20 protein-coding genes are annotated in these 19267 nt (G+C 33.8%); 15 read left to right on the top strand and 5 right to left on the bottom strand.

Going from position 1 to position 19267, the window contains the following annotated elements; all coding sequences use genetic code 11:
* Positions 1-17 precede the first annotated feature (17 nt).
* From AC4PRO_RS04610 to nadC, 3 genes are all read right to left on the bottom strand, one after another.
* The gene (locus AC4PRO_RS04610) at positions 18-446 is read right to left on the bottom strand and encodes a DUF2147 domain-containing protein (protein ID WP_074723700.1); all 429 of its coding nucleotides are present in this window, start codon (positions 444-446) and stop codon (positions 18-20) included.
* 138 nt (positions 447-584) lie between these two features.
* Positions 585-1517, bottom strand: coding sequence for a YihY/virulence factor BrkB family protein (locus AC4PRO_RS04605; protein WP_074723701.1), 933 nt, complete (start codon positions 1515-1517; stop codon positions 585-587).
* A 56-nt stretch (positions 1518-1573) separates the two neighbouring features.
* Positions 1574-2431, bottom strand: coding sequence for a carboxylating nicotinate-nucleotide diphosphorylase (gene nadC / locus AC4PRO_RS04600; protein WP_492116489.1), 858 nt, complete (start codon positions 2429-2431; stop codon positions 1574-1576).
* Between the two features lie 597 nt (positions 2432-3028).
* On the opposite strand from nadC, the gene AC4PRO_RS04595 reads away from it, so the two are divergent.
* From AC4PRO_RS04595 to rlmH, 5 genes are all read left to right on the top strand, one after another.
* A complete protein-coding gene (locus AC4PRO_RS04595; protein ID WP_492116488.1) occupies positions 3029-3457 on the top strand; it encodes a hypothetical protein in 429 nt (142 codons plus the stop codon).
* 421 nt (positions 3458-3878) lie between these two features.
* Entirely contained in the window at positions 3879-5141 is a 1263-nt protein-coding gene (locus AC4PRO_RS04590; protein WP_492116487.1) for a DUF2254 domain-containing protein, read from the top strand.
* Between the two features lie 37 nt (positions 5142-5178).
* Positions 5179-7122 carry a mechanosensitive ion channel family protein gene (locus AC4PRO_RS04585; protein WP_492116486.1) on the top strand — a complete coding sequence of 648 codons (1944 nt, stop codon included), beginning with the start codon at positions 5179-5181 and terminating at the stop codon, positions 7120-7122.
* Between the two features lie 175 nt (positions 7123-7297).
* Positions 7298-8716: an amidohydrolase family protein gene (locus AC4PRO_RS04580; RefSeq protein ID WP_492116485.1), complete on the top strand. Its 1419-nt coding sequence runs from the start codon at positions 7298-7300 to the stop codon at positions 8714-8716.
* 6 nt (positions 8717-8722) lie between these two features.
* On the top strand, positions 8723-9196 hold the full coding sequence (gene rlmH, locus AC4PRO_RS04575) for a 23S rRNA (pseudouridine(1915)-N(3))-methyltransferase RlmH (RefSeq protein ID WP_074723705.1): 474 nt from the start codon (positions 8723-8725) through the stop codon (positions 9194-9196).
* A 44-nt stretch (positions 9197-9240) separates the two neighbouring features.
* Here rlmH and AC4PRO_RS04570 read toward each other — a convergent pair whose 3' ends face one another.
* Both AC4PRO_RS04570 and folP read right to left on the bottom strand, forming a co-directional pair.
* Complete coding sequence (locus tag AC4PRO_RS04570; RefSeq protein ID WP_492116484.1) at positions 9241-9861, bottom strand: hypothetical protein; 621 nt, start codon at positions 9859-9861, stop codon at positions 9241-9243.
* Between the two features lie 134 nt (positions 9862-9995).
* A complete protein-coding gene (gene folP, locus AC4PRO_RS04565) occupies positions 9996-10820 on the bottom strand; it encodes a dihydropteroate synthase (protein ID WP_492116483.1) in 825 nt (274 codons plus the stop codon).
* Positions 10821-10985: 165 nt separating this feature from the next.
* Here folP and AC4PRO_RS04560 point away from each other — a divergent pair, with 165 nt between their 5' ends.
* The 10 genes from AC4PRO_RS04560 (at position 10986) to AC4PRO_RS04515 (ending at position 19264) form a co-directional block, all read left to right on the top strand.
* Positions 10986-11528, top strand: a complete 543-nt coding sequence (locus tag AC4PRO_RS04560) for a DUF1599 domain-containing protein (protein ID WP_074723708.1) — start codon at positions 10986-10988, stop codon at positions 11526-11528.
* Positions 11529-11541: 13 nt separating this feature from the next.
* Positions 11542-12642: a BT_3928 family protein gene (locus AC4PRO_RS04555; RefSeq protein WP_492116482.1), complete on the top strand. Its 1101-nt coding sequence runs from the start codon at positions 11542-11544 to the stop codon at positions 12640-12642.
* An 80-nt stretch (positions 12643-12722) separates the two neighbouring features.
* Positions 12723-13799, top strand: coding sequence for an ABC transporter permease (locus tag AC4PRO_RS04550; RefSeq protein WP_074723709.1), 1077 nt, complete (start codon positions 12723-12725; stop codon positions 13797-13799).
* 207 nt (positions 13800-14006) lie between these two features.
* Positions 14007-14507, top strand: a complete 501-nt coding sequence (locus tag AC4PRO_RS04545; RefSeq protein WP_074723710.1) for a TlpA family protein disulfide reductase — start codon at positions 14007-14009, stop codon at positions 14505-14507.
* Positions 14508-14558: 51 nt separating this feature from the next.
* The gene (gene tpiA, locus AC4PRO_RS04540) at positions 14559-15311 is read left to right on the top strand and encodes a triose-phosphate isomerase (RefSeq protein WP_074723711.1); all 753 of its coding nucleotides are present in this window, start codon (positions 14559-14561) and stop codon (positions 15309-15311) included.
* Between the two features lie 105 nt (positions 15312-15416).
* Positions 15417-16250 carry a 50S ribosomal protein L11 methyltransferase gene (gene prmA / locus AC4PRO_RS04535; RefSeq protein ID WP_492116481.1) on the top strand — a complete coding sequence of 278 codons (834 nt, stop codon included), beginning with the start codon at positions 15417-15419 and terminating at the stop codon, positions 16248-16250.
* 16 nt (positions 16251-16266) lie between these two features.
* The gene (locus AC4PRO_RS04530; protein WP_492116480.1) at positions 16267-16878 is read left to right on the top strand and encodes a class I SAM-dependent methyltransferase; all 612 of its coding nucleotides are present in this window, start codon (positions 16267-16269) and stop codon (positions 16876-16878) included.
* Between the two features lie 40 nt (positions 16879-16918).
* Positions 16919-17194 (top strand): ATP-dependent Clp protease adaptor ClpS, encoded by a 276-nt coding sequence (locus AC4PRO_RS04525; protein ID WP_074723714.1) that lies wholly within the window; start codon positions 16919-16921, stop codon positions 17192-17194.
* Positions 17195-17296: 102 nt separating this feature from the next.
* Positions 17297-18568 (top strand): sterol desaturase family protein, encoded by a 1272-nt coding sequence (locus tag AC4PRO_RS04520; RefSeq protein WP_492116479.1) that lies wholly within the window; start codon positions 17297-17299, stop codon positions 18566-18568.
* 9 nt (positions 18569-18577) lie between these two features.
* Positions 18578-19264 carry a lysoplasmalogenase gene (locus AC4PRO_RS04515; RefSeq protein WP_492116478.1) on the top strand — a complete coding sequence of 229 codons (687 nt, stop codon included), beginning with the start codon at positions 18578-18580 and terminating at the stop codon, positions 19262-19264.
* Positions 19265-19267: the final 3 nt, after the last annotated feature.

The raw sequence follows: 19267 nt of genomic DNA, 5'->3' as shown, positions 1-19267 counted from the left end.
TACTTATATAAAATAAATTATTTAACTCTATACCAATATTGAGTTCTTCCCAATAAAGCAAAGCCTATATAACCACGTACCTTAAGCTTATCTTTTGATTCTAAAGTAATAAAACATTTATATACTTTTCCGTTTTTTGGATCTAATATTTTTCCTGAATTATATTCGTCCCCATCTTTTTTAAGCCCTTTTATCACTGTTAAACCTATTACAGGTTTATTTTTATCTTCTCCTTCACAGTCAATACAGCGGTCTTTTCTATGACTTGCGTCAAAAATTTCAAGTACTCTTCCGTAAATTTTTCCTGATTTTTCATAAATCTCTACAACTGACTTTTCCTCACCGGATTGATCATCAATCGTTTTCCATTTTCCAATAACTCCCTGACCTTGAGCGTAAAACAATGTTGATACAAACAGCAATACGAATGTGATACTTTTTTTCATAATTTTTTTTATAATTCAAATGGAGAGAAAACCTATTTCTATTTATAATTTGAAGCGTGTTACTTACAACCAGTCCATTTATCTGGCAGAAAAGCACCTAATTTTCACCAAACATACTATAAAATTAGCAAAAAACATTTATATTAATTTAATATTATTATTTCTTTTTAAGTTATTTATTGCGGCATTTAACTCAAATCCGAGAAGTAAAATCATGCAATTAATCCAAATATAAAACATCACAATTAATAAAGTCCCAATAGAACCATAAAGTTGATTATATTGAGAGAATTGTATGACCCAAATTCCAAAAAAGTAGGAAATAATGATGGTCAGAATTGTAGTAAATACAGAACCAATGGAAATGAAAGCTCTTGTTTTATCATGTTTTGTTCCAAACTTGAAAAGTATTGACGTCGTAATTAAGATCATCATAATTAAAAAGCCATACCGCCCCATAACTATCAACGGAATTTGTTCATTTAAGACCTGATCTGCAGTTAGTTTATGAATAAATACTTCAAAAACAACAATGATACCTACGGTAACCAATAACAACATGGATAAAAAAACCGACATTCCCACGGCAATCAAATATTGACGAAAAAAACCTCTCTTTACAAGTACATGCTTTGAAGTTTCAAAGCCACCTAAAATCGCATTTAATCCATTTGCCATTAAAAATATAGACAATATAAAACCCGTAGACAATAAACCAGAGTGACTGTTGTGTAGTATGTCATTTATTATGTTTTCAATCGCATAATAAGTGTTAGGAGGTACTCCTTCAGATACAAATTTCAAGAAATCTTGTTGAAAACCTTCAATAGGAATGTATGGGATAAGGTTAAGAATGAACAAGGCAAAGGGAAACAAAGCCATAAAAAAACTAAATGCAATAGATCCTGCCCTATTTGACAAAGCACCTTCGGCAATACCGATGACGTATAATTCCATTAAATCATAAAGAGACAAGCCAGCCAACCACTTTAATTTAATACCCTTTAAGTAATGGGCGAAATTACGAAGTAGCGGGATTTTTTCAATTCTATTTTCAATTTCTTGACTCATTGTATTCAGGTTACAGTCCCGATAACTATCGGGATAAGGTTGCGAAAATAGCTATTTTATATCGCTTTTAAACTTAAATCCATATTATACACAGAATGTGTTAGCGCGCCCGAAGATATATAATTCACGCCACATTCAGCATATGCTCTTATAGTTTCTTCATTAATGTTTCCCGAGGATTCCGTCAAGCTTTTATTTCCAATAAAAGCTACTGCATCTTTAGTCATTTGATAATCAAAATTGTCCAAAAGTATTCTGTAAACTCCACCGCAGGCAACTATTTCCTTGACCTCGTTTAAATCTCTGGCTTCCACGATAATTTTTAAAGCTAATTCGTTTTCCTTGAGATAAGTTTTAGTTTTAGCGATAGCCAAAGCGATTCCGCCCGCAAAATCGATGTGGTTATCTTTGAGCATAATCATATCATACAAGGCAAAACGGTGGTTCTCACCGCCCCCGAGTTTCACAGCCCATTTCTCAGCTACGCGAAAACCAGGTGTGGTTTTACGGGTATCCAAAATTTTGGTTTTCGTTCCTTCAAGCAATTTGACATAGTTGTTAGTTTTAGTAGCAATGGCTGACATTCTTTGCATTGAGTTCAACACCATTCTTTCTGCTTTTAGGATGGATTGTGAGCTACCTGAAACATGAAACACTACATCACCATATTTCACTGGTGTGCCATCAACTATAAAAGTCTCTACTGTTAAATTTGGATCTACGTAATGGAAAATCATTTTAGCAAATTCGACACCAGCAATAATCCCGTTGTCTTTTACTAACAACTTTGCTTTACCTTCTGCAAACGTTGGAATACAAGCCAAAGAACTGTGATCTCCATCACCAACATCTTCACGTATGGCATTTGCAATTAGTATCTGTAACTCGTTTTTAAATTGTGCTTCGCTAATCATTTTTATAAGAAATTTATATACTGCTAAAGTAGGTTTTTTTTGTTAAACTGAAAATTTGTTTAACAAATATGATCCCGAGTTCCTGACATTAAGCAGTCTTGCAGAAGTATAAATGTTGAGAACGAAAAGGCAGTGCATTAGAATTAACAAATGGCGCAATCCCTCAACCATGCATTAAAGGATAAAAATAATAATCTTTTTTTTACGTTACTAAGTAAAATAATTCCTGTATTTGAAAAGACCATAATTCTGATCTAAAATCGTAAATGTGCTATAGTTAAATAAATAAACTTCCGTTTTGTTACATAAAAATGATTTTACGACTAAGGAAACTATTTTAAAAATAAGAAGAATCTATAAACAAAAAAATGTAGTTAATTAACATAGAAGAAAAATACACTGTATTAGCTATGAATATATTAGTGAATATTTCTTTTCTTTGCTAGCGGTTTATCTAATAATAAATCCTCGTACGAGGTACTATTTTTAAAGAAGATATAGGTTTTTATCGTTGATTTAGATTACCAATCACGTTATTCTTGTTTAAAATATATTTTGACAAAAGAAGGAACATTAAAACAACAAAATAAAAATAAAATGAAATCCACTTTTCTTATTTTTATAGCATTTGCGCTACTTATCTCCTGTTCAGGTACAGATGTCATTGAGTCACAGCCTGGTTCTCAAGGCAAATGGGAATTGGTAAAAATGAGCGGCAGAACGCTGAACTCTGAAACTTCAGGTACTGATATGGAGTGGCAGGAATTCTATTTACTTAATGACAATGGCACTTTTACCAAGTCCAGAACCCTCGCTAGCAATACTTCCCAAAGTACTGGAACATACAAAACCAATACTAACGGTACCGAAAGCTATATTGAACTTACTTATTCATCTCAAAGTGATATCATTGGCAGCTGCTACGGCAATTTAAAAGAAGAACTTTATTACGACACTACTAATGTCTTAGTCAGTACCTGGCAAAACTGCGACGGCCCACGCTTGGAGTATAGAAAAATAAAGTAGACTTTATCAGATTGTTACAATACTCTACACAATAATCTTTACCTCATTTTTTTAATATTTAAAATTGGAGCTACTATTATTCCAAAGGAGCTCTTTACTTTGCTATACATTTCTTATAAAATCTCTTTTAGTAGTGATTCCATTCCAAGAACTCCCAATATATTGTTCCCGAATAAATTAAGATAAAATGGTTTACTTTATTAAAAATCAGATGCCTATATTGGAAATTACTATAATGATACATGCAAAACTAAAATGACCCCTGTTTAATTAAAACACAAAAAATGTTTTTTTCAAACCTTTAAAAAGCTAAAATTATTCCTAAAAAAACTTTTTCTAGCTATTGTAAGAAAAGCGTAACAGAGACGGATTTTAGTTATTTCAAGAAATAAATATTAATTTAGTACTAAACCTTCCCGTTATGAACGAAAAAGTACTTTTTACAATGAATCGCATCACAGAAAAATTATGGTTTAGACCCTTGATTTTTTGTATACTTTCCATCTTGGGAGCGTTAATTGCACAAATAGCCGACAGTACCCGTCTTCATGAATTAGTTCCCAAAATAAATACGGAATCCTTGGAAACATTACTCGATACCATATCAGCAAGTATGTTGGTGATTTCCATTTTCGCGGTGGGCTCGATGGTTTCAGCATTTTCGGCAGCCAGCAACACGGCCACTCCCCGCTCCTTTAAACTAATTATTGCAGATGATGTGTCACGAAATGCGCTTTCTATTTTTATAGGTTCGTTCATTTATAGTATTGTGGCAACGGTCGCTTTAAAAAATGGCTACTACGGCGTGGCAGGCAACTTTACTTTATTCGTATTTACACTACTCTTCTTCGCACTGGTTATTCTTACTTTTTTACGATGGGTTGAGCGTATCTCCCGATTGGGGCGTATGGAACATACCATTAAATTAGTGGAAAATGCCACCGAAAATGCGATAAAAACAAGATTAGCGTCCCCTACGTTAAATGGAATCAGTATTAATCCAAACCAAGAAAAAGGTACGGCCGTTTATGGTAACATTACTGGGTATGTCCAACAAATATATATGTCTAACCTACAGATAATTGCAGAAAAATTAGATGCCCTCATTACCATAAACGCAGTTCCTGGAACTTTTTCGACCATAGACAAGCCCTTGTTTTATATCTCAGTACAAAAAAACACGACCACTGAGGATGATTATAATGAAATGAGAAAAGCATTTGTAATAGGTAACATGCGGTATTTTGAAGAAGATCCACGTTTTGGACTCATCACTTTAAGCGAAATTGCGAGTCGTGCTTTATCTCCCGCAATCAATGACCCCGGAACGGCGATCCAGATAATTAGTAGCCATGTACGTTTATTTTCTTTGTGGGCCGAACCGGTTCATTCGAAAAAGGAAGAAAAAATATCTTATGACCGTATCGCCGTTCCTGAACTTGCAATTGCAGATCTATTTGAAGATGCGTTTAGACCCATAGCCAGAGATGGTGCCGGAAATATTGAAGTAATGATCCGACTTCAAAAAGCTTTTAACAGCGTTTATGCAATCGATAATTCTGCCATGAAAATAGCCGCAATGCATCATTCTTATGAATCTTTTGAAAGAGCCGAAATTGCGATGAAGCTTAAAGGGGATCTTAATCAATTGAAAAGTGAGAGTTTATTTACCAAACAGTTATAAAGAAATACTGTTTTATTACCTTTAATGGAACCAATTTATGCAGCACCAATATACTAAACATCACAAAAATGCTTTTCCTGCGATATGGAATCAAAACGTATCGGATTTTACTGTTCAGAAAATAAAAACCCTGCTGATAGCTATTTTTTTTCTATTTGTTTCGACCGCGGCCTTCTCTCAAAATGAAAGCAATGCTAAAAAGAATGATTCCGTAAACACTACGCTGATTCAGGAATTCAATAAAAAACTGTCCGCTATAGAAGGGCAACGCGTCAAAGATTCTATCAAAAAGACGGAACTGGAAACGCAATTGCTCTCTTTAAAAACAACCGATAATCTAAAAAAGGAAGATCTAGAAAAAAAGTTAATGGCGTTGCGCGAAAAAGAATCCGTACGTCTTGCCCAAAAAAAAGCACAAATCCATTCTTTGCGTCTCACCGCAAAAGGCTATCCCGTGACTGGATTTTTTAATGACACACTGTTTAATGTCTACAGTAAACTAGGCAGCTTCTCGGCTAAGGATAGAGCCAATGTTATCAGTGTTCGAATAAAAAATCTTGCAGATCAATTGGGATTCAAAGCAGATTCCATCAAAATCGCAGAAGCAGAAACGACCTTTGATTTAGTGAATGGCGAAAGCATTATCATGAGTATTTCTGAAAATGATGCTCTTTGGAACAACAGTACAAAGCAGGAATTAGCCAAGAAATACAAAGTACTCATTAATGCCGCTATTATCAAATACAAAAACGAAACTAACCTAGCCACATTAGCCAAGGAAATCGGACTAGCGTTACTTGTCTTGATTATAATGTTTGTACTAATTTCCTATTTAAAAAAGTTTTTTAATTGGACAGCATATAAAATTAAACTACAAGAAGGTAAACGAATACACGGAATAAAAATCAGGAACTTTATTTTATTTGATGTCAATCAACAGGTAAATGCAATACTTAATGTCAATAGGACCTTAAAGTGGTTAGTAATAGCATTACTAGTTTATATTGCCTTACCTATTCTCTTTGGAATTTTTCCATGGACTAAAGGCTTCGCTTCTACCCTTTTTGGGTATATTTTAAATCCTCTTAAAAAGATGGGGCTCGGTTTTTGGAATTACCTGCCTAATTTGATTACGATATTGGTTATTATTTTTGTGTTTCGCTATGTATTGAAGGGGATTAATTACCTTAAAGACGAAATTGAAAAAGGGAATTTAGAATTGCCTGGCTTTTACCCCGATTGGGCAAACCCGACCTATCAGATTGTTCGTGTCATAGTTTTTGCATTTATGTTAATCGTGATTTTTCCCTATCTTCCAGGAAGTGATTCACCCATATTTAGGGGAGTTTCTGTTTTCTTGGGCTTCCTTTTTACCTTTGGTTCAGCAGGATCACTTTCTAATATTATTGCCGGTTTGATACTGACGTACATGCGTTTGTTTAAAATTGGTGACCGCGTAAAAATCGGGGACGTGATAGGCGATGTTATCGAAAAATCTTTATTGGTCACCCGAATACGAACCATTAAAAACGAAATTATCTCTATTCCTAACTCGACCGTAATGAGCAGCCATACCATCAATTACAGTAGCGATGCTCCTGAAAAAGGGTTGATTATTCACTCCACAGTAACTATTGGTTACGATGTGCCTTGGAAAGAGATGCATCAAGCTTTGATTGACGCTGCTTCACAAACGGCCTTAATTTTACAAGAACCAAAACCTTTTGTGTTACAAACCAGCCTAGATGATTTCTACGTCTCTTATGAGATCAATGCGTATATCAAAGAGCCTAACAAGCAAGCGGCAATCTACTCTGATCTACATCAAAATATCCAGGATGTGTGCAATGAACGAGGAATTGAAATCATGTCGCCGCATTACCGTGCTGCGAGAGATGGAAGCAGAACCACGATTCCTGAAAGTTATTTGGACAAAAAATACCAAGCACCTGCGTTTAATATAAAATTGAAGAAAGAGTAATTTATTCTGGTTATTTTTTTTATACGTTTAATCGCTTATATTTGCCTCCAATTTATTCTGAATCGAACACTTGGCACCTATATGAAGATACCCAAACTGGAATTCAGGTATCCAAAATGAATTCCTTTACTGGAATTTTACCGATAATTATCGGAACCACAAAAAAACAGATACTATGAAATTAATTTATACGCTTCTTTTTTCGGCAATGCTGAATCTAAGTTACTCCCAATCCCCTAGCCTTTATTTAGAGAAAATTAGAAATAATGAAGCTGAACTAACGGCTTTCTTTTCCCAAATGCCAAAAGGAGGCGACTTACACCATCATTTTAGTGGTTCCATCTATGCCGAACCGATATTGGAAGATGCCATCACCGAAGATTTTTACCTCAATACCACCACTATGGAAGTACTTAAGGAAAAACCAGCCACTGGAACCTGGGAAAAATTTTCTACGATAAATAATCGCGGTGAACTTGGCGTTTACAAACAAAAAATAATGGAAAAATGGTCTATCAAAGACTATAACCACGTGAGTTACCCATCAGACAAATTGTTTTTTGAGTCTTTTGGCAAGTTTAGTCCAGCAATTGCAGGTCATTTTGGCGAAGGCTTATTGGAACTAAAAAACAGAGCAATCAAGGAAAACGTGAGTTATATTGAAACCGAATTCTCGACTATCCCTTCTAAAATTAATACCGCTGATCTATTAGGTTTTAATACCCAATTAAGACAATTGGCAAACAACAGAAACGAAAAAGGAGTAAAATCACTTCTTGATACGCTTTACAGCACAATGCTAAAAAGAGATGCAGTGGCAGATGCGAAGGATTTCAACACGAACTTTGTAACTAAACTACACACCGATTTGAAAATTGACGATGAACGTTTCACGATGCGTTATCAAAATTTTGTATTGCGTTTTATGGAACCTGTGGATTTATTTAAAAATTTAGTCGTCGCTTTTATCTCAGCCGATAGCAGTCCGCTAATGGCTGGTGTTAATATTGTTTCGCCAGAAGACGGTGAAACCTCGATGAAAGATTATTGGTTGCACATGGTAATGTTCAACTATTGCCATACTAAATTTCCTGATGTAAAATACTCGATGCATGCGGGCGAGCTCACCTTAGGACTGGTTCAACCTGAAGATCTGACCTCACATATTAACGATGCTGTTTATACGGCTGGAGCCAATCGTATTGGACATGGAGTTGACATGGCGTACGAAGCAAAATCATACGAGTTGTTACGCTACATGGCAATAAACAAGATTGCTATTGAAATCAATCTAGTAAGCAATGAGTTCATTTTGAAAGTCAAAGAAAACCGCCACCCAATTTCTCTATACAAAGCGTTTGGAGTTCCCATCGTTATCAGTACAGATGATGCCGGGATATTGCGATCTAATATGACTGAACAATATGTTTTATTGGCTAAGAGATACAAAGACATATCCTATGCTGATATCAAGCAATATGTGTACAACAGTATAAACTACAGCTTTATACAGGATGATAAGGTAAAAAAACAATTATTAAAAGATCTTGACTTGAGATTTAAAACTTTTGAAGCCAATTTTCCTTTAAAATAAATTCTAATGAACATCAAATTGATCGCCATTGGCAAAACAGATAATAAAGCATTACAATCCTTAATTGACGATTATACAAAGCGATTGTCTTTTTATATCAAGTTTGACTTAGAGGTTATCCCAGATATTAAGAATGTGAAAAACTTATCTGAAAGCCAACAGAAAGAGAAAGAAGGTGAATTAATCTTGGCAAAAATATCCCCAACTGATCAATTGATCCTATTGGATGAAAATGGAAAGAATTTTTCAAGTGTAGGATTCTCTGAAGAACTGCAAAAGAAAATGAATTCTGGCATAAAAACGTTAGTATTTGTAATTGGTGGACCTTATGGCTTTTCTGATACGGTCTACGCCAAAGCACAAGGAAAGATTTCGCTTTCGTTAATGACATTCTCTCATCAAATGGTGCGTTTGTTTTTTATCGAACAACTATATCGTGGATTTACTATTTTAAAGAATGAACCGTATCATCACCAATAAAAAGTGATCATCGTTCAGTCTTTCAGTATTCAGTATCGTGTCTTTTAATACACAAACTCCTCTCTATTCTTAATATCCAATCTCAAACTTTCAATAAAAATCTTATTTTGAATGTACATTGCGTAGCTCATGTTTTTATCAAACATAAAAATAAAATTATTAGCTAATTCTTTTGGCAATATCGTGGTAAACATCTCTTTAATCTTTTCTCTTTTAATAACATTATTTTCAATTAAAATTTCATTTTTTTTATCGAAATAGATAATAGTTCCAATTGGTTTCTCCATTTTATAATACACCTTCGTGAAAGGAATAAAAGCCATATTCTTCCCGATACTATCTGCATAAGAATAATAATTCTCAGCCTTTTCATTTTTATGGGCTTTTTCTTTGCGTTTCTTATCTTGTAATTTCACTACCTCAGGAATAACTAATTTCAACGGCAAGCGCTTGTCAATATTAAGAATCCAATTGGTTGTGATAATGCTATTTTTTCGGTTTACTTCCGCCAAAGTATCTTTGCCGCTTATTCTAAAAAAAATATAAATGGCCGAGTGATCAACAACATTGCTTACTACTGTTACATTGGATTTTGGCAATAAGATATCTTCTTTATTTCCGCAAGACACTATTAGAAAAACGATAACTAAACTTAAATATTTCATATGTAGATATTATTTATTTTTTAAAAGTAACAGAAAAACAATTCCGTTTTTGGGTTTTTATTTGAGTCATTAAACTTGGTTTGACATTAATGCATTCGTGTTTACCTCGAATTTCTGGCACGCTCCTATCCTATTTATAAATTAATTTTTTTCCAAAGTAGCACACACTCTATCGCTTCTTTTACATCGTGAACGCGGAGAATTTTGGCTCCTTTAGTCAAGGCAATGGTATTTAAAACCGTGGTTCCGTTCAAAGCTTCTTTAGCACTGTTATTCAGCGTTTTATAGATCATTGATTTTCTAGAGACTCCCACTAATAAAGGTAATTCCAGTAGTTGAAATAATTCTGCTTTTCGAAGTACTTCATAGTTCTGGTCAATCGTTTTGGCAAAGCCAAAACCAGGATCAATAATCAAATCGTTAATCCCTAAACTCCTCGCCTTATTGACTTTTTCTGAAAAATAGAACAGTATTTCTTTGAGAATATCTTCATAATGGGTCATACTCTGCATCGTTTGCGGGGTGCCACGCATATGCATCATAATATACGGAACCTTATATTTGGCAATGACTTCAAACATTTCATCGTCTAGATTTCCAGCAGAAATGTCATTTATAATAGCAGCGCCATTTTCAATACAGGCTTTGGCTACCTCACTTCTAAAAGTATCGATAGAAAGCAAGGCTTCCGGAAAATGTTTTAAGATCAATTGAACTGCAGGAATGATTCTACCCAATTCCTCTCCTTCTGAAACAAATTCTGCACTAGGTTTACTGGAATATGCCCCAATATCAATAAAAGTCGCGCCATCACTAATCATTTTGTCAACTTGAGTCAATAGTTCACTTTCATCATTGTACTTTCCTCCATCAAAAAACGAATTGGGTGTCACGTTCAAAATCCCCATTACTTTAGGAATTGATAAATCGATAAGTTGTCCTTTACAGTTAATTGTCATTAATTTTTTGTTTAAGGTTTTACTTGTTTAAAGTTTTCTATGTTTAAAGATTAAAGTTGTTCAAATGCAAAACTCAACTATTCCATTAACTTTAAACCTGAAACTTTAAACCTTTTAAAATTAATTCCTATTTTTGAGGAAATTTTAGACAAATATACATCAATAATGAAGAATACTTCTCAAGAATACGATAACGTAATTGCAATTTGTCGTTTGCTATTTATCAATAAAATGACTGATTACGGCAGTGCCTGGCGCATCTTACGATTGCCTTCATTAACGGATCAAATCTTCATAAAAGCACAAAGAATACGCAGTTTACAGGAAAATGAGGTTCGAAAAGTAAACGAAGACGAAACTGGTGAATTCATCGGAATCATCAATTATTCGATAATGGCTTTAATCCAATTGGAACTTGGAGTAGCAGATCAGCCAGATTTAGATGTTAAAAAAGCAACCGAATTATATGATGCTAAAGTCAAACTAACCAAAGAGTTGATGGAAAATAAAAATCATGATTATGGTGAAGCTTGGCGCGAGATGCGCGTGAGTTCCCTAACAGATCTGATTTTGCAAAAATTACTTCGCGTAAAGCAAATCGAAGACAACAAAGGAAAAACAATTGTATCAGAAGGCATTGATGCCAATTATCAAGACATGATTAATTACTCCATATTTGCACTAATACTAATGGATTTTGCTAAATAAAAAAAAGATAAAAATGAAAAACATAATTACTCAATTCTCTAGAATATTCGTTGGCTTACTTTTCATCATTTCAGGATTAATAAAACTAAACGACCCAGTAGGTTTCTCCTATAAACTAGCTGAATATTTTGGAGAACCTGTTTTTAACATTCCATTTTTAGTTCCGTTTTCACTAGGCTTGGCTCTGTTTTTAGTCATTGTCGAAGTGGTTCTTGGTGTAATGCTACTGATAGGATACAAATCTAAATTCACAATTGGAAGCCTGTTGCTTATGATTGTGTTTTTTACATTCTTAACGTTCTATTCTGCTTATTATGATGTTGTAAAAGATTGCGGTTGTTTTGGTGACGCCTTACATCTAACGCCTTGGGAGTCTTTTACAAAGGATATCGTTTTATTATTCTTCATCCTTATTTTATTCATTAATCAAAAATTAGTAAAACCTCTTTTTGCAAACAGCGCCCAAAACATAATAGCCTATGCCAGTATCATCTTGTGTATGTTTATGGCAGTATGGGTACTTAATCATTTGCCTTTAATTGACTTTCGCCCTTATAAAGTAGGAACCAATATCCAAAAAGCAATGGAAATTCCTGAAGGTGCGCCACAGTCTGTTGTAGAAATGATTTTTATTTATAAAGTAAATGGAGTAGATAAAGAATTTTCGACAGATGACTTGATGAATCTTCCTGAAGGAGCCACTTTTGTAGATCGAAAAGACAAGGTAATCATCGAAGGTTACGTTCCTCCTATTCATGATTTTACGATGATGAAAGACGATTCAGATTATAAAGAAGAATTGTTAGTAGAACCTAAATTGCTAATGTTTGTAACTTATGACTTAACCATAGCAGAAGAAGGTGGTATGGAAAAACTGGAGAAATTAAACCAGGAAGCTAAAGCCAAAGGATACAAAGTAATTGGAATGACAAACTCTGCAGTAGAAGAAATTGAAAAAGCTAAGAAGAAATATGGTCTTACTTTTGACTTCTATACTTGTGACGCAATAGCTTTAAAAACAATTGAAAGAGCTAATCCAAGTATTGTAGTTCTAGAGGAAGGAACTATTAAACAAAAAGTTCATTACAACGACATCAAAGATTTGAAATTATAAATAAGCCAGAAGCCTAAAGTTCTCGCGTAAAAAAATATTTTACCCGAGAACTTTAGGCATTTGACTGTAGAAAAATACCAATGCTTAAATACTTTTTAAATAAATTCGGATATGCACTGCTCACACTTTATGGCGTGATTACGGTCATTTTCTTTTTATTTAATGTTTTGCCCGGAGATCCTGCAAGAATGATGCTAGATCAAAATGAAAATTCAGAGCAACTGGCATTGATTAAAAGGAAGTATGGTTTTGACAAACCTATTGCTACCCAATATTTTTATTATCTCAATGACCTCTCTCCTATTTCCTTACACAGTAAAACCGAATCGGATTATACTTATTTGAGCGAAGACAAATACAATGCGACACAATTATTTAGTTTTTCGAATGTAAATATGGTCATTAAGACTCCTTATCTGAGGGAAAGTTTTCAGAAAAGCGGAAAGAAAGTGTCAGAAATCATTGGAAACACCCTACCCAGCACAGCGATATTGGCCTTTTTTGCCATTGTAATCGCTATTGTATTTGGGATTCTGTTTGGAATCATTTCGGCCTTGCACAAAGACACCTGGATCGATCGTTTAATTGCGCTGGTAAGCACATTGGGAATGAGTATTCCCTCGTTTTTTAGTGCTATTTTGTTTGCCTGGTTATTTGGTTTTGTGTTGCAAAAATATACCCACCTGAACATGACGGGAAGCTTGTATGAAGTAGACGATTTTGGCGAAGGAAGCTATATCCAATGGAAAAATATTATTTTACCGGCAGTGGTTTTAGGAATTCGTCCCTTGGCAGTGGTGATTCAATTGATGCGTAACTCCTTATTGGAGACTTTTGGTCAAGATTATATCCGTACTGCAAGAGCCAAAGGACTATCTGAATATCAAATCATTAGAAAACACGCCTTAAAAAACTCCTTAAATCCTGTCGTTACTGCAATTTCTGGATGGTTTGCTTCAATGCTTGCCGGTGCAGTATTTGTTGAATTTATTTTTGGATGGAATGGATTAGGAAAAGAAATAGTGGAAGCTTTGAACAATTTAGACTTGCCTGTAATAATGGGTTCAGTTTTGGTAATTTCGACAACATTTGTCGTTATCAACATTATGGTCGATATTATTTATGCCTATCTTGATCCTAAAATTAGACTATCGTAGTATCTAAAATTGAAATTTCAGATAGTTTTATAGATAAAATCAGTCATCAAGTTCTAACAGAATTTTTTTAAGTCCAACTATTACGATTTCAATCTTAGTTTCATAACCAAACCACGCAGTTTTGTTATTTAAAAGGAGGATATTCAATTTTTCTTAATCTGCATACCCAAATTAGATTGTTTGTTTAACTTTGTTAAAAATATAAAAATGAAAAAAATAGTTGCTTTAGTAATTGCATTCCTTGCACTTTCTTGTTCTAAATCAAATACGGGTAAAACCGAATTTTCTAAAGAAGCTTTATCAGAAACAGTATTAGCAACTGATGGAAGTCAAGTTGCTTTTCAAGATATTTTAAAGAAACACGAAGGAAAAACGGTAGTCATAGAAATGTGGGCCTCATGGTGTAGCGATTGTGTAAAAGCAATGCCAAAAATTAAGGAACTACAAGCAAATAATCCCGATGTAGCCTACGTATTTATCTCCATGGATAAAACGGCGGATAAATGGAAAATAGGTATCGATAAACACGAACTAAAGGGGGATCATTTTATGGCCAATGATCAGATGGAAGGCATTTTTGCAAAAGCAATTGATTTAGATTGGATTCCAAGATATATTATTGTAGATAAAACAGGTAAAATTGTTTTGTACCGTGCCATAGAAACTGATTTCGATAAAATCAACGAAACTTTAGCTGACTTAAAATAATGCTATTTCGAAAAAAAACTAAAAACTAAGAACTAAATAAAACGAATTGAAATGAGAAAAAAGATAGTTGCAGGAAACTGGAAAATGCATAAAAATGCTGAGCAAACGGAAGATTTGTTGAATGAATTGATCGATAAAATGCCTCTTGAAACTGAAGTACAAGTAATTGTAGCTCCAACGTTCATTAATCTGGCTACAGCGGTTGATCATTTAGAATTTACTAACATTGATGTTGCTGCTCAAAATATGCATCAAGCGGAAAGTGGTGCCTTTACAGGAGAAATATCTGCTGATATGTTGCAAAACGTCGGTGTGAATATTGTAATTCTTGGACACTCAGAACGCAGAGCGATTTTTAATGAAACGGATGCCTTGATTGCAAACAAAGTAAATACAGCTTTAGAGCACGACATGACTGTGATTTTTTGTTTTGGAGAAGAATTAAAAGACCGTCAATCTAAGAACCATTTCAATGTAGTAGAAAATCAATTGAGAGATGGATTATTCAACATTCAAGCTTCAGATTGGGGAAATGTTATTTTAGCATACGAGCCAGTGTGGGCTATTGGAACAGGTGAAACTGCTTCTCCAGAACAAGCACAAGAAATGCATGAATTCATAAGAGAAACAGTTCGTAAAGCATACGGAAGCGATATTGCGGAAGATGTTTCTATTCTTTATGGAGGCAGCGTAAAACCAGAAAATGCAAAAGAAATTTTCTCTAAACTAGATGTAGACGGCGGTCTTATAGGTGGTGCAGCTTTAAAAGCAGATGATTTCATAGCGATTGTCAATGCAATTTAAGCTCATTATTTGAAATACAAGAAAAGCGGTAATTGATTTTACCGCTTTTTTTATTTTTATATTATTCAATAAAAAGGAAATAGTACCTTTGCAAAAAAATTAAACATGTCAAACATATATATCGGTTACCATTTTACGGTTGAACCAAAGGAATTAGGCTCTGAAATATTGATCGCTGAATTAGGTGAAACTGCTTTTGAAAGTTTTACTGAAACGGAGACAGGAATCTCTGCTTTTGTACAAAAGGACTTATGGGACGAAACGATCTTGGAGAACATTCAAATTTTACAATCTGAAGAATTTAATATCGAATATACTTTTGAAGAAATAGATCAGGTAAACTGGAATGAAGAATGGGAGAAAAACTTTGAGGCAATTGATGTCGAAGGAAATTGTCATGTACGTGCTCCTTTTCACCCAAAAACGGATGCTGAATTTGATATTCTAATTGAGCCTAAAATGAGTTTTGGAACAGGACATCACGAGACGACACATATGATGATTCAGCACTTGTTAGAAACAGAAGTTTCAGGAATGAAAACATTAGATATGGGTTGCGGTACAGCCATTTTAGCTATTCTTGCTGAAATGAAAGGTGCACAACCAATTGATGCTATTGATATTGATAACTGGTGTTATTTGAATTCTATCGAAAATGCAGAACGTAATAATTGTGAACATATCACAGTTTACGAAGGAGATGCCTCTTTATTAAAAGACAAGAAATACGATTTAATTATTGCCAACATCAACAGAAATATTTTGTTGAACGACATGCAAAGCTACACAGATTGCTTAAACCCAAAAGGAACACTTCTTTTAAGCGGTTTCTATGAACAAGACATCCCATTTATTGATGCTTCCTGCACAGAAAAAGGGTTGACTTATGTTAAAAAATTTGAAAGAAACAATTGGGTTTCGTTAAAATACGTAAAATAGTACGTAACTTAGAGCAATGGAAATCGACCGAAAAAATCATTGGGAGACCGTTTATGAGACTAAAATGCCTAATGAGGTGAGTTGGACTCAGGAAAACCCTAAAACTTCTCTAGATTTTATACGAGAAACACAACTAGGAAAATCTGCCAAAATAATCGATATCGGTGGCGGCGACAGTAAACTGGTCGACCATTTATTACAAGAGGGATATGAAAACATCACTGTTTTGGATATTTCGGTAAAAGCATTAGAAAGAGCAAAGATTCGCTTAGGAGAAAAAGCAAATAAAGTACATTGGATTGTTTCAGACATTAATGATTTCAAACCTGATATCATTTATGATGTTTGGCACGACCGAGCTACATTTCATTTTTTAACTACTGATAATGAAAGAATCAATTATTTTAAAACTGCTCAAAAATGGATTAGTGGTTTTTTAATAATTGGTACTTTTTCAGATAAAGGCCCTACAAAATGTAGTGGTCTTGAGATTAAACAATATACGGAAACGGCACTGGAGCAACAATTTCAAGTCGCTTTTCAAAAACTAAAATGCATTAATGAAGATCATAAAACTCCCTTTGAAACTTTGCAAAATTTTATATTTTGTATTTTTAAAAAACGATAAGTTAAACTATATTTTTATCTAACCCTTAAATTATTTAAAAATGAGTACAAAAGAAAAAATAAGAGAAAAAGTTAGTGTTAAAGCAGTGACCTCTAAAAATAACGAAATCATAGTTTACAATGATGACGTCAACACTTTCGACCATGTAATCGACACCTTAATGCGTGTTTGTGAACACACTCCAGAGCAAGCAGAGCAATGTTCTCTAATTGTTCATTATAATGGAAAATGTACCGTAAAAACGGGGCCTCTTAATAAATTAAAGCCACAATGTACTAGTTTACTGGAAGCAGGATTAAGCGCCGAAATAATCTAAATTACGTTAGAGTCAAAATTAATAGTTTTTTGGTACTTTTTTTATAAATTTTTCAAAAAACATTCTATTTTATTATATATTTGGATAAAATAGAATGTTTTTATGGAAGAATATGGTAAAATATTACTAATTGCAATGCCTCTTTTCTTTGTACTGATAGTACTAGAAAAAATTTATGGTAGTTATAAAGGAGAAGATAGCGTTCCTATAATGGACAGTGTTTCCAGTATCAGTTCTGGAATTACTAATGCCGTAAAAGATGTATTAGGTCTTAGCATTACTTTTATTTCCTATGGCTGGATGGTATCTAAAATCGCTATTTTTCAATTGGAAGCCAACATTATTACTTATTTAGTCGCTTTTGTCATCATCGACTTTTACGGATATTGGACGCATCGTATTGCGCATCAAGTAAATTTCTTTTGGAACAAACACGCCATTCATCATAGCAGCGAGGAATTTAATCTCGCCTGTGCTTTAAGGCAAACCGTTTCCAGTTTTGTAAATCTATTCACTTTTTTACTTATTCCCGCAGCTATTATAGGAGTTCCCACTGCTGTGATTGCCATAACGCTTCCCATTCAGTTGTTTTTACAATTTTGGTATCATACCAAGCATATTAAAAAAATGGGGGTTTTAGAACACATCCTTGTAACACCATCGCACCATAGAGTACATCACGCTATCAACCCAGAATATATCGACAAAAATCATTCTCAGATTTTTATTATTTGGGATAAATTATTTAATACTTTCCAAGAGGAATTGGAAGCTGTGCCTCCTGTCTTTGGCATTACAAGACCAGCACAAACCTGGAATCCAATACGGATTAACTTTCAACATTTGAGCCTATTAATTTCTGATGCTTGGCGTGCCGAGAACTGGAAAGATAAATTTACAATTTGGTTTAAACCCACCGGATGGCGTCCAGAAAATTTTGAAGAAAAGTATCCGGTAAACAAGATTACTAACGTATATTCTTTTGATAAATATGGAACTAAAGCTTCGTCAAAACTTATTTATTGGTCGGTTACAAAAGTTTTCATAACCTTATTACTTGTCAGTTTTTTATTTAATAACATTGGTCAAATAGGCTTGCCAGCTATTTTCATCTACGGATTGTTTATATTCATAACTATATATAGCTACAGTGAATTGATGGATGAAAGTCGTTTCGCTGTTTATTGGGAAACCATACGTTTTTTATTTGGTTTAGGTATTATTTATTATTTTGGAGACTGGTTTGGGTTAAATTCTTTATTTTTATTTGGGAATTATATCATTGTCGGTTACCTACTACTTTCATTAGCAATGGCAATTTATTTTGTAGCTTTTGAATTTAAAACAAAGAATACAATACTTTTCAATATATAAATATCAACTATGAAAGACACATTGTTATTAAAAAGTTATCTTATTATAAGTGCTATCTACCTCTTGATTATACTCTTGGGTTATGAAAGCATTGCTTGGTTTATTAAACCCTTTTTGATTCCATTTTTATTGCTGGGTGTTTATTTTCATAGTGATTTCCCTTCGAAACAGTACCTATTAACGGCTTTAAGTTTTTCTTGGTTTGGAGATATTATCCTTTTATTTGCTGATAGAGATGAGCTGTATTTCATCGTGGGTTTAATCGCTTTCTTAATTTCTCATATTGGATATATTCTACTATTTAACAAACAAATTAAACCAAAAAACACAAAAAATAAAGCTATTTTCTGGATGGGTGTTACTGCAATTATAATGTATTTAGTTGTAATGATTGCCGTGCTATTGCCAAGCCTTGGTGATCTAACTATTCCTGTTTTTGTTTATGCGCTGGTTATCTCAACAATGCTATTATTTGCTTTTAAAGGTTTCCTAATATGGAAAGAACCCGCAAATTGGTATGTTTTGATAGGTGCCATTATATTTATAAGTTCAGACAGTATTCTGGCCTTCAATAAGTTTTATCAACCCGTTGTATTGAGTTCTTTTCTAATCATGATAACTTATCTTGTAGCGCAATATCTAATTGTAGTAGGAATTTTAAAATTAAATAAAAAAAATAGCATTCTCAATTTTTAGAAA

The sequence above is a fragment of the Flavobacterium sp. DW-iso2 genome (assembly GCF_058725285.1).
The sequence above is the reverse complement of the archived record's forward strand: the minus strand, read 5'-3'. Positions and strand labels throughout refer to the sequence as shown.

Coding starts and splice junctions, on each gene's coding strand:
- AC4PRO_RS04610 (WP_074723700.1), bottom strand. CDS start 446: ATGAAAAAAAGTATCACATTCGTATTGCTGTTTGTATCAACATTGTTT.
- AC4PRO_RS04605 (WP_074723701.1), bottom strand. CDS start 1,517: ATGAGTCAAGAAATTGAAAATAGAATTGAAAAAATCCCGCTACTTCGT.
- nadC (WP_492116489.1), bottom strand. CDS start 2,431: ATGATTAGCGAAGCACAATTTAAAAACGAGTTACAGATACTAATTGCA.
- AC4PRO_RS04595 (WP_492116488.1), top strand. CDS start 3,029: ATGAAATCCACTTTTCTTATTTTTATAGCATTTGCGCTACTTATCTCC.
- AC4PRO_RS04590 (WP_492116487.1), top strand. CDS start 3,879: ATGAACGAAAAAGTACTTTTTACAATGAATCGCATCACAGAAAAATTA.
- AC4PRO_RS04585 (WP_492116486.1), top strand. CDS start 5,179: ATGCAGCACCAATATACTAAACATCACAAAAATGCTTTTCCTGCGATA.
- AC4PRO_RS04580 (WP_492116485.1), top strand. CDS start 7,298: ATGAAATTAATTTATACGCTTCTTTTTTCGGCAATGCTGAATCTAAGT.
- rlmH (WP_074723705.1), top strand. CDS start 8,723: ATGAACATCAAATTGATCGCCATTGGCAAAACAGATAATAAAGCATTA.
- AC4PRO_RS04570 (WP_492116484.1), bottom strand. CDS start 9,861: ATGAAATATTTAAGTTTAGTTATCGTTTTTCTAATAGTGTCTTGCGGA.
- folP (WP_492116483.1), bottom strand. CDS start 10,820: ATGACAATTAACTGTAAAGGACAACTTATCGATTTATCAATTCCTAAA.
- AC4PRO_RS04560 (WP_074723708.1), top strand. CDS start 10,986: ATGAAGAATACTTCTCAAGAATACGATAACGTAATTGCAATTTGTCGT.
- AC4PRO_RS04555 (WP_492116482.1), top strand. CDS start 11,542: ATGAAAAACATAATTACTCAATTCTCTAGAATATTCGTTGGCTTACTT.
- AC4PRO_RS04550 (WP_074723709.1), top strand. CDS start 12,723: ATGCTTAAATACTTTTTAAATAAATTCGGATATGCACTGCTCACACTT.
- AC4PRO_RS04545 (WP_074723710.1), top strand. CDS start 14,007: ATGAAAAAAATAGTTGCTTTAGTAATTGCATTCCTTGCACTTTCTTGT.
- tpiA (WP_074723711.1), top strand. CDS start 14,559: ATGAGAAAAAAGATAGTTGCAGGAAACTGGAAAATGCATAAAAATGCT.
- prmA (WP_492116481.1), top strand. CDS start 15,417: ATGTCAAACATATATATCGGTTACCATTTTACGGTTGAACCAAAGGAA.
- AC4PRO_RS04530 (WP_492116480.1), top strand. CDS start 16,267: ATGGAAATCGACCGAAAAAATCATTGGGAGACCGTTTATGAGACTAAA.
- AC4PRO_RS04525 (WP_074723714.1), top strand. CDS start 16,919: ATGAGTACAAAAGAAAAAATAAGAGAAAAAGTTAGTGTTAAAGCAGTG.
- AC4PRO_RS04520 (WP_492116479.1), top strand. CDS start 17,297: ATGGAAGAATATGGTAAAATATTACTAATTGCAATGCCTCTTTTCTTT.
- AC4PRO_RS04515 (WP_492116478.1), top strand. CDS start 18,578: ATGAAAGACACATTGTTATTAAAAAGTTATCTTATTATAAGTGCTATC.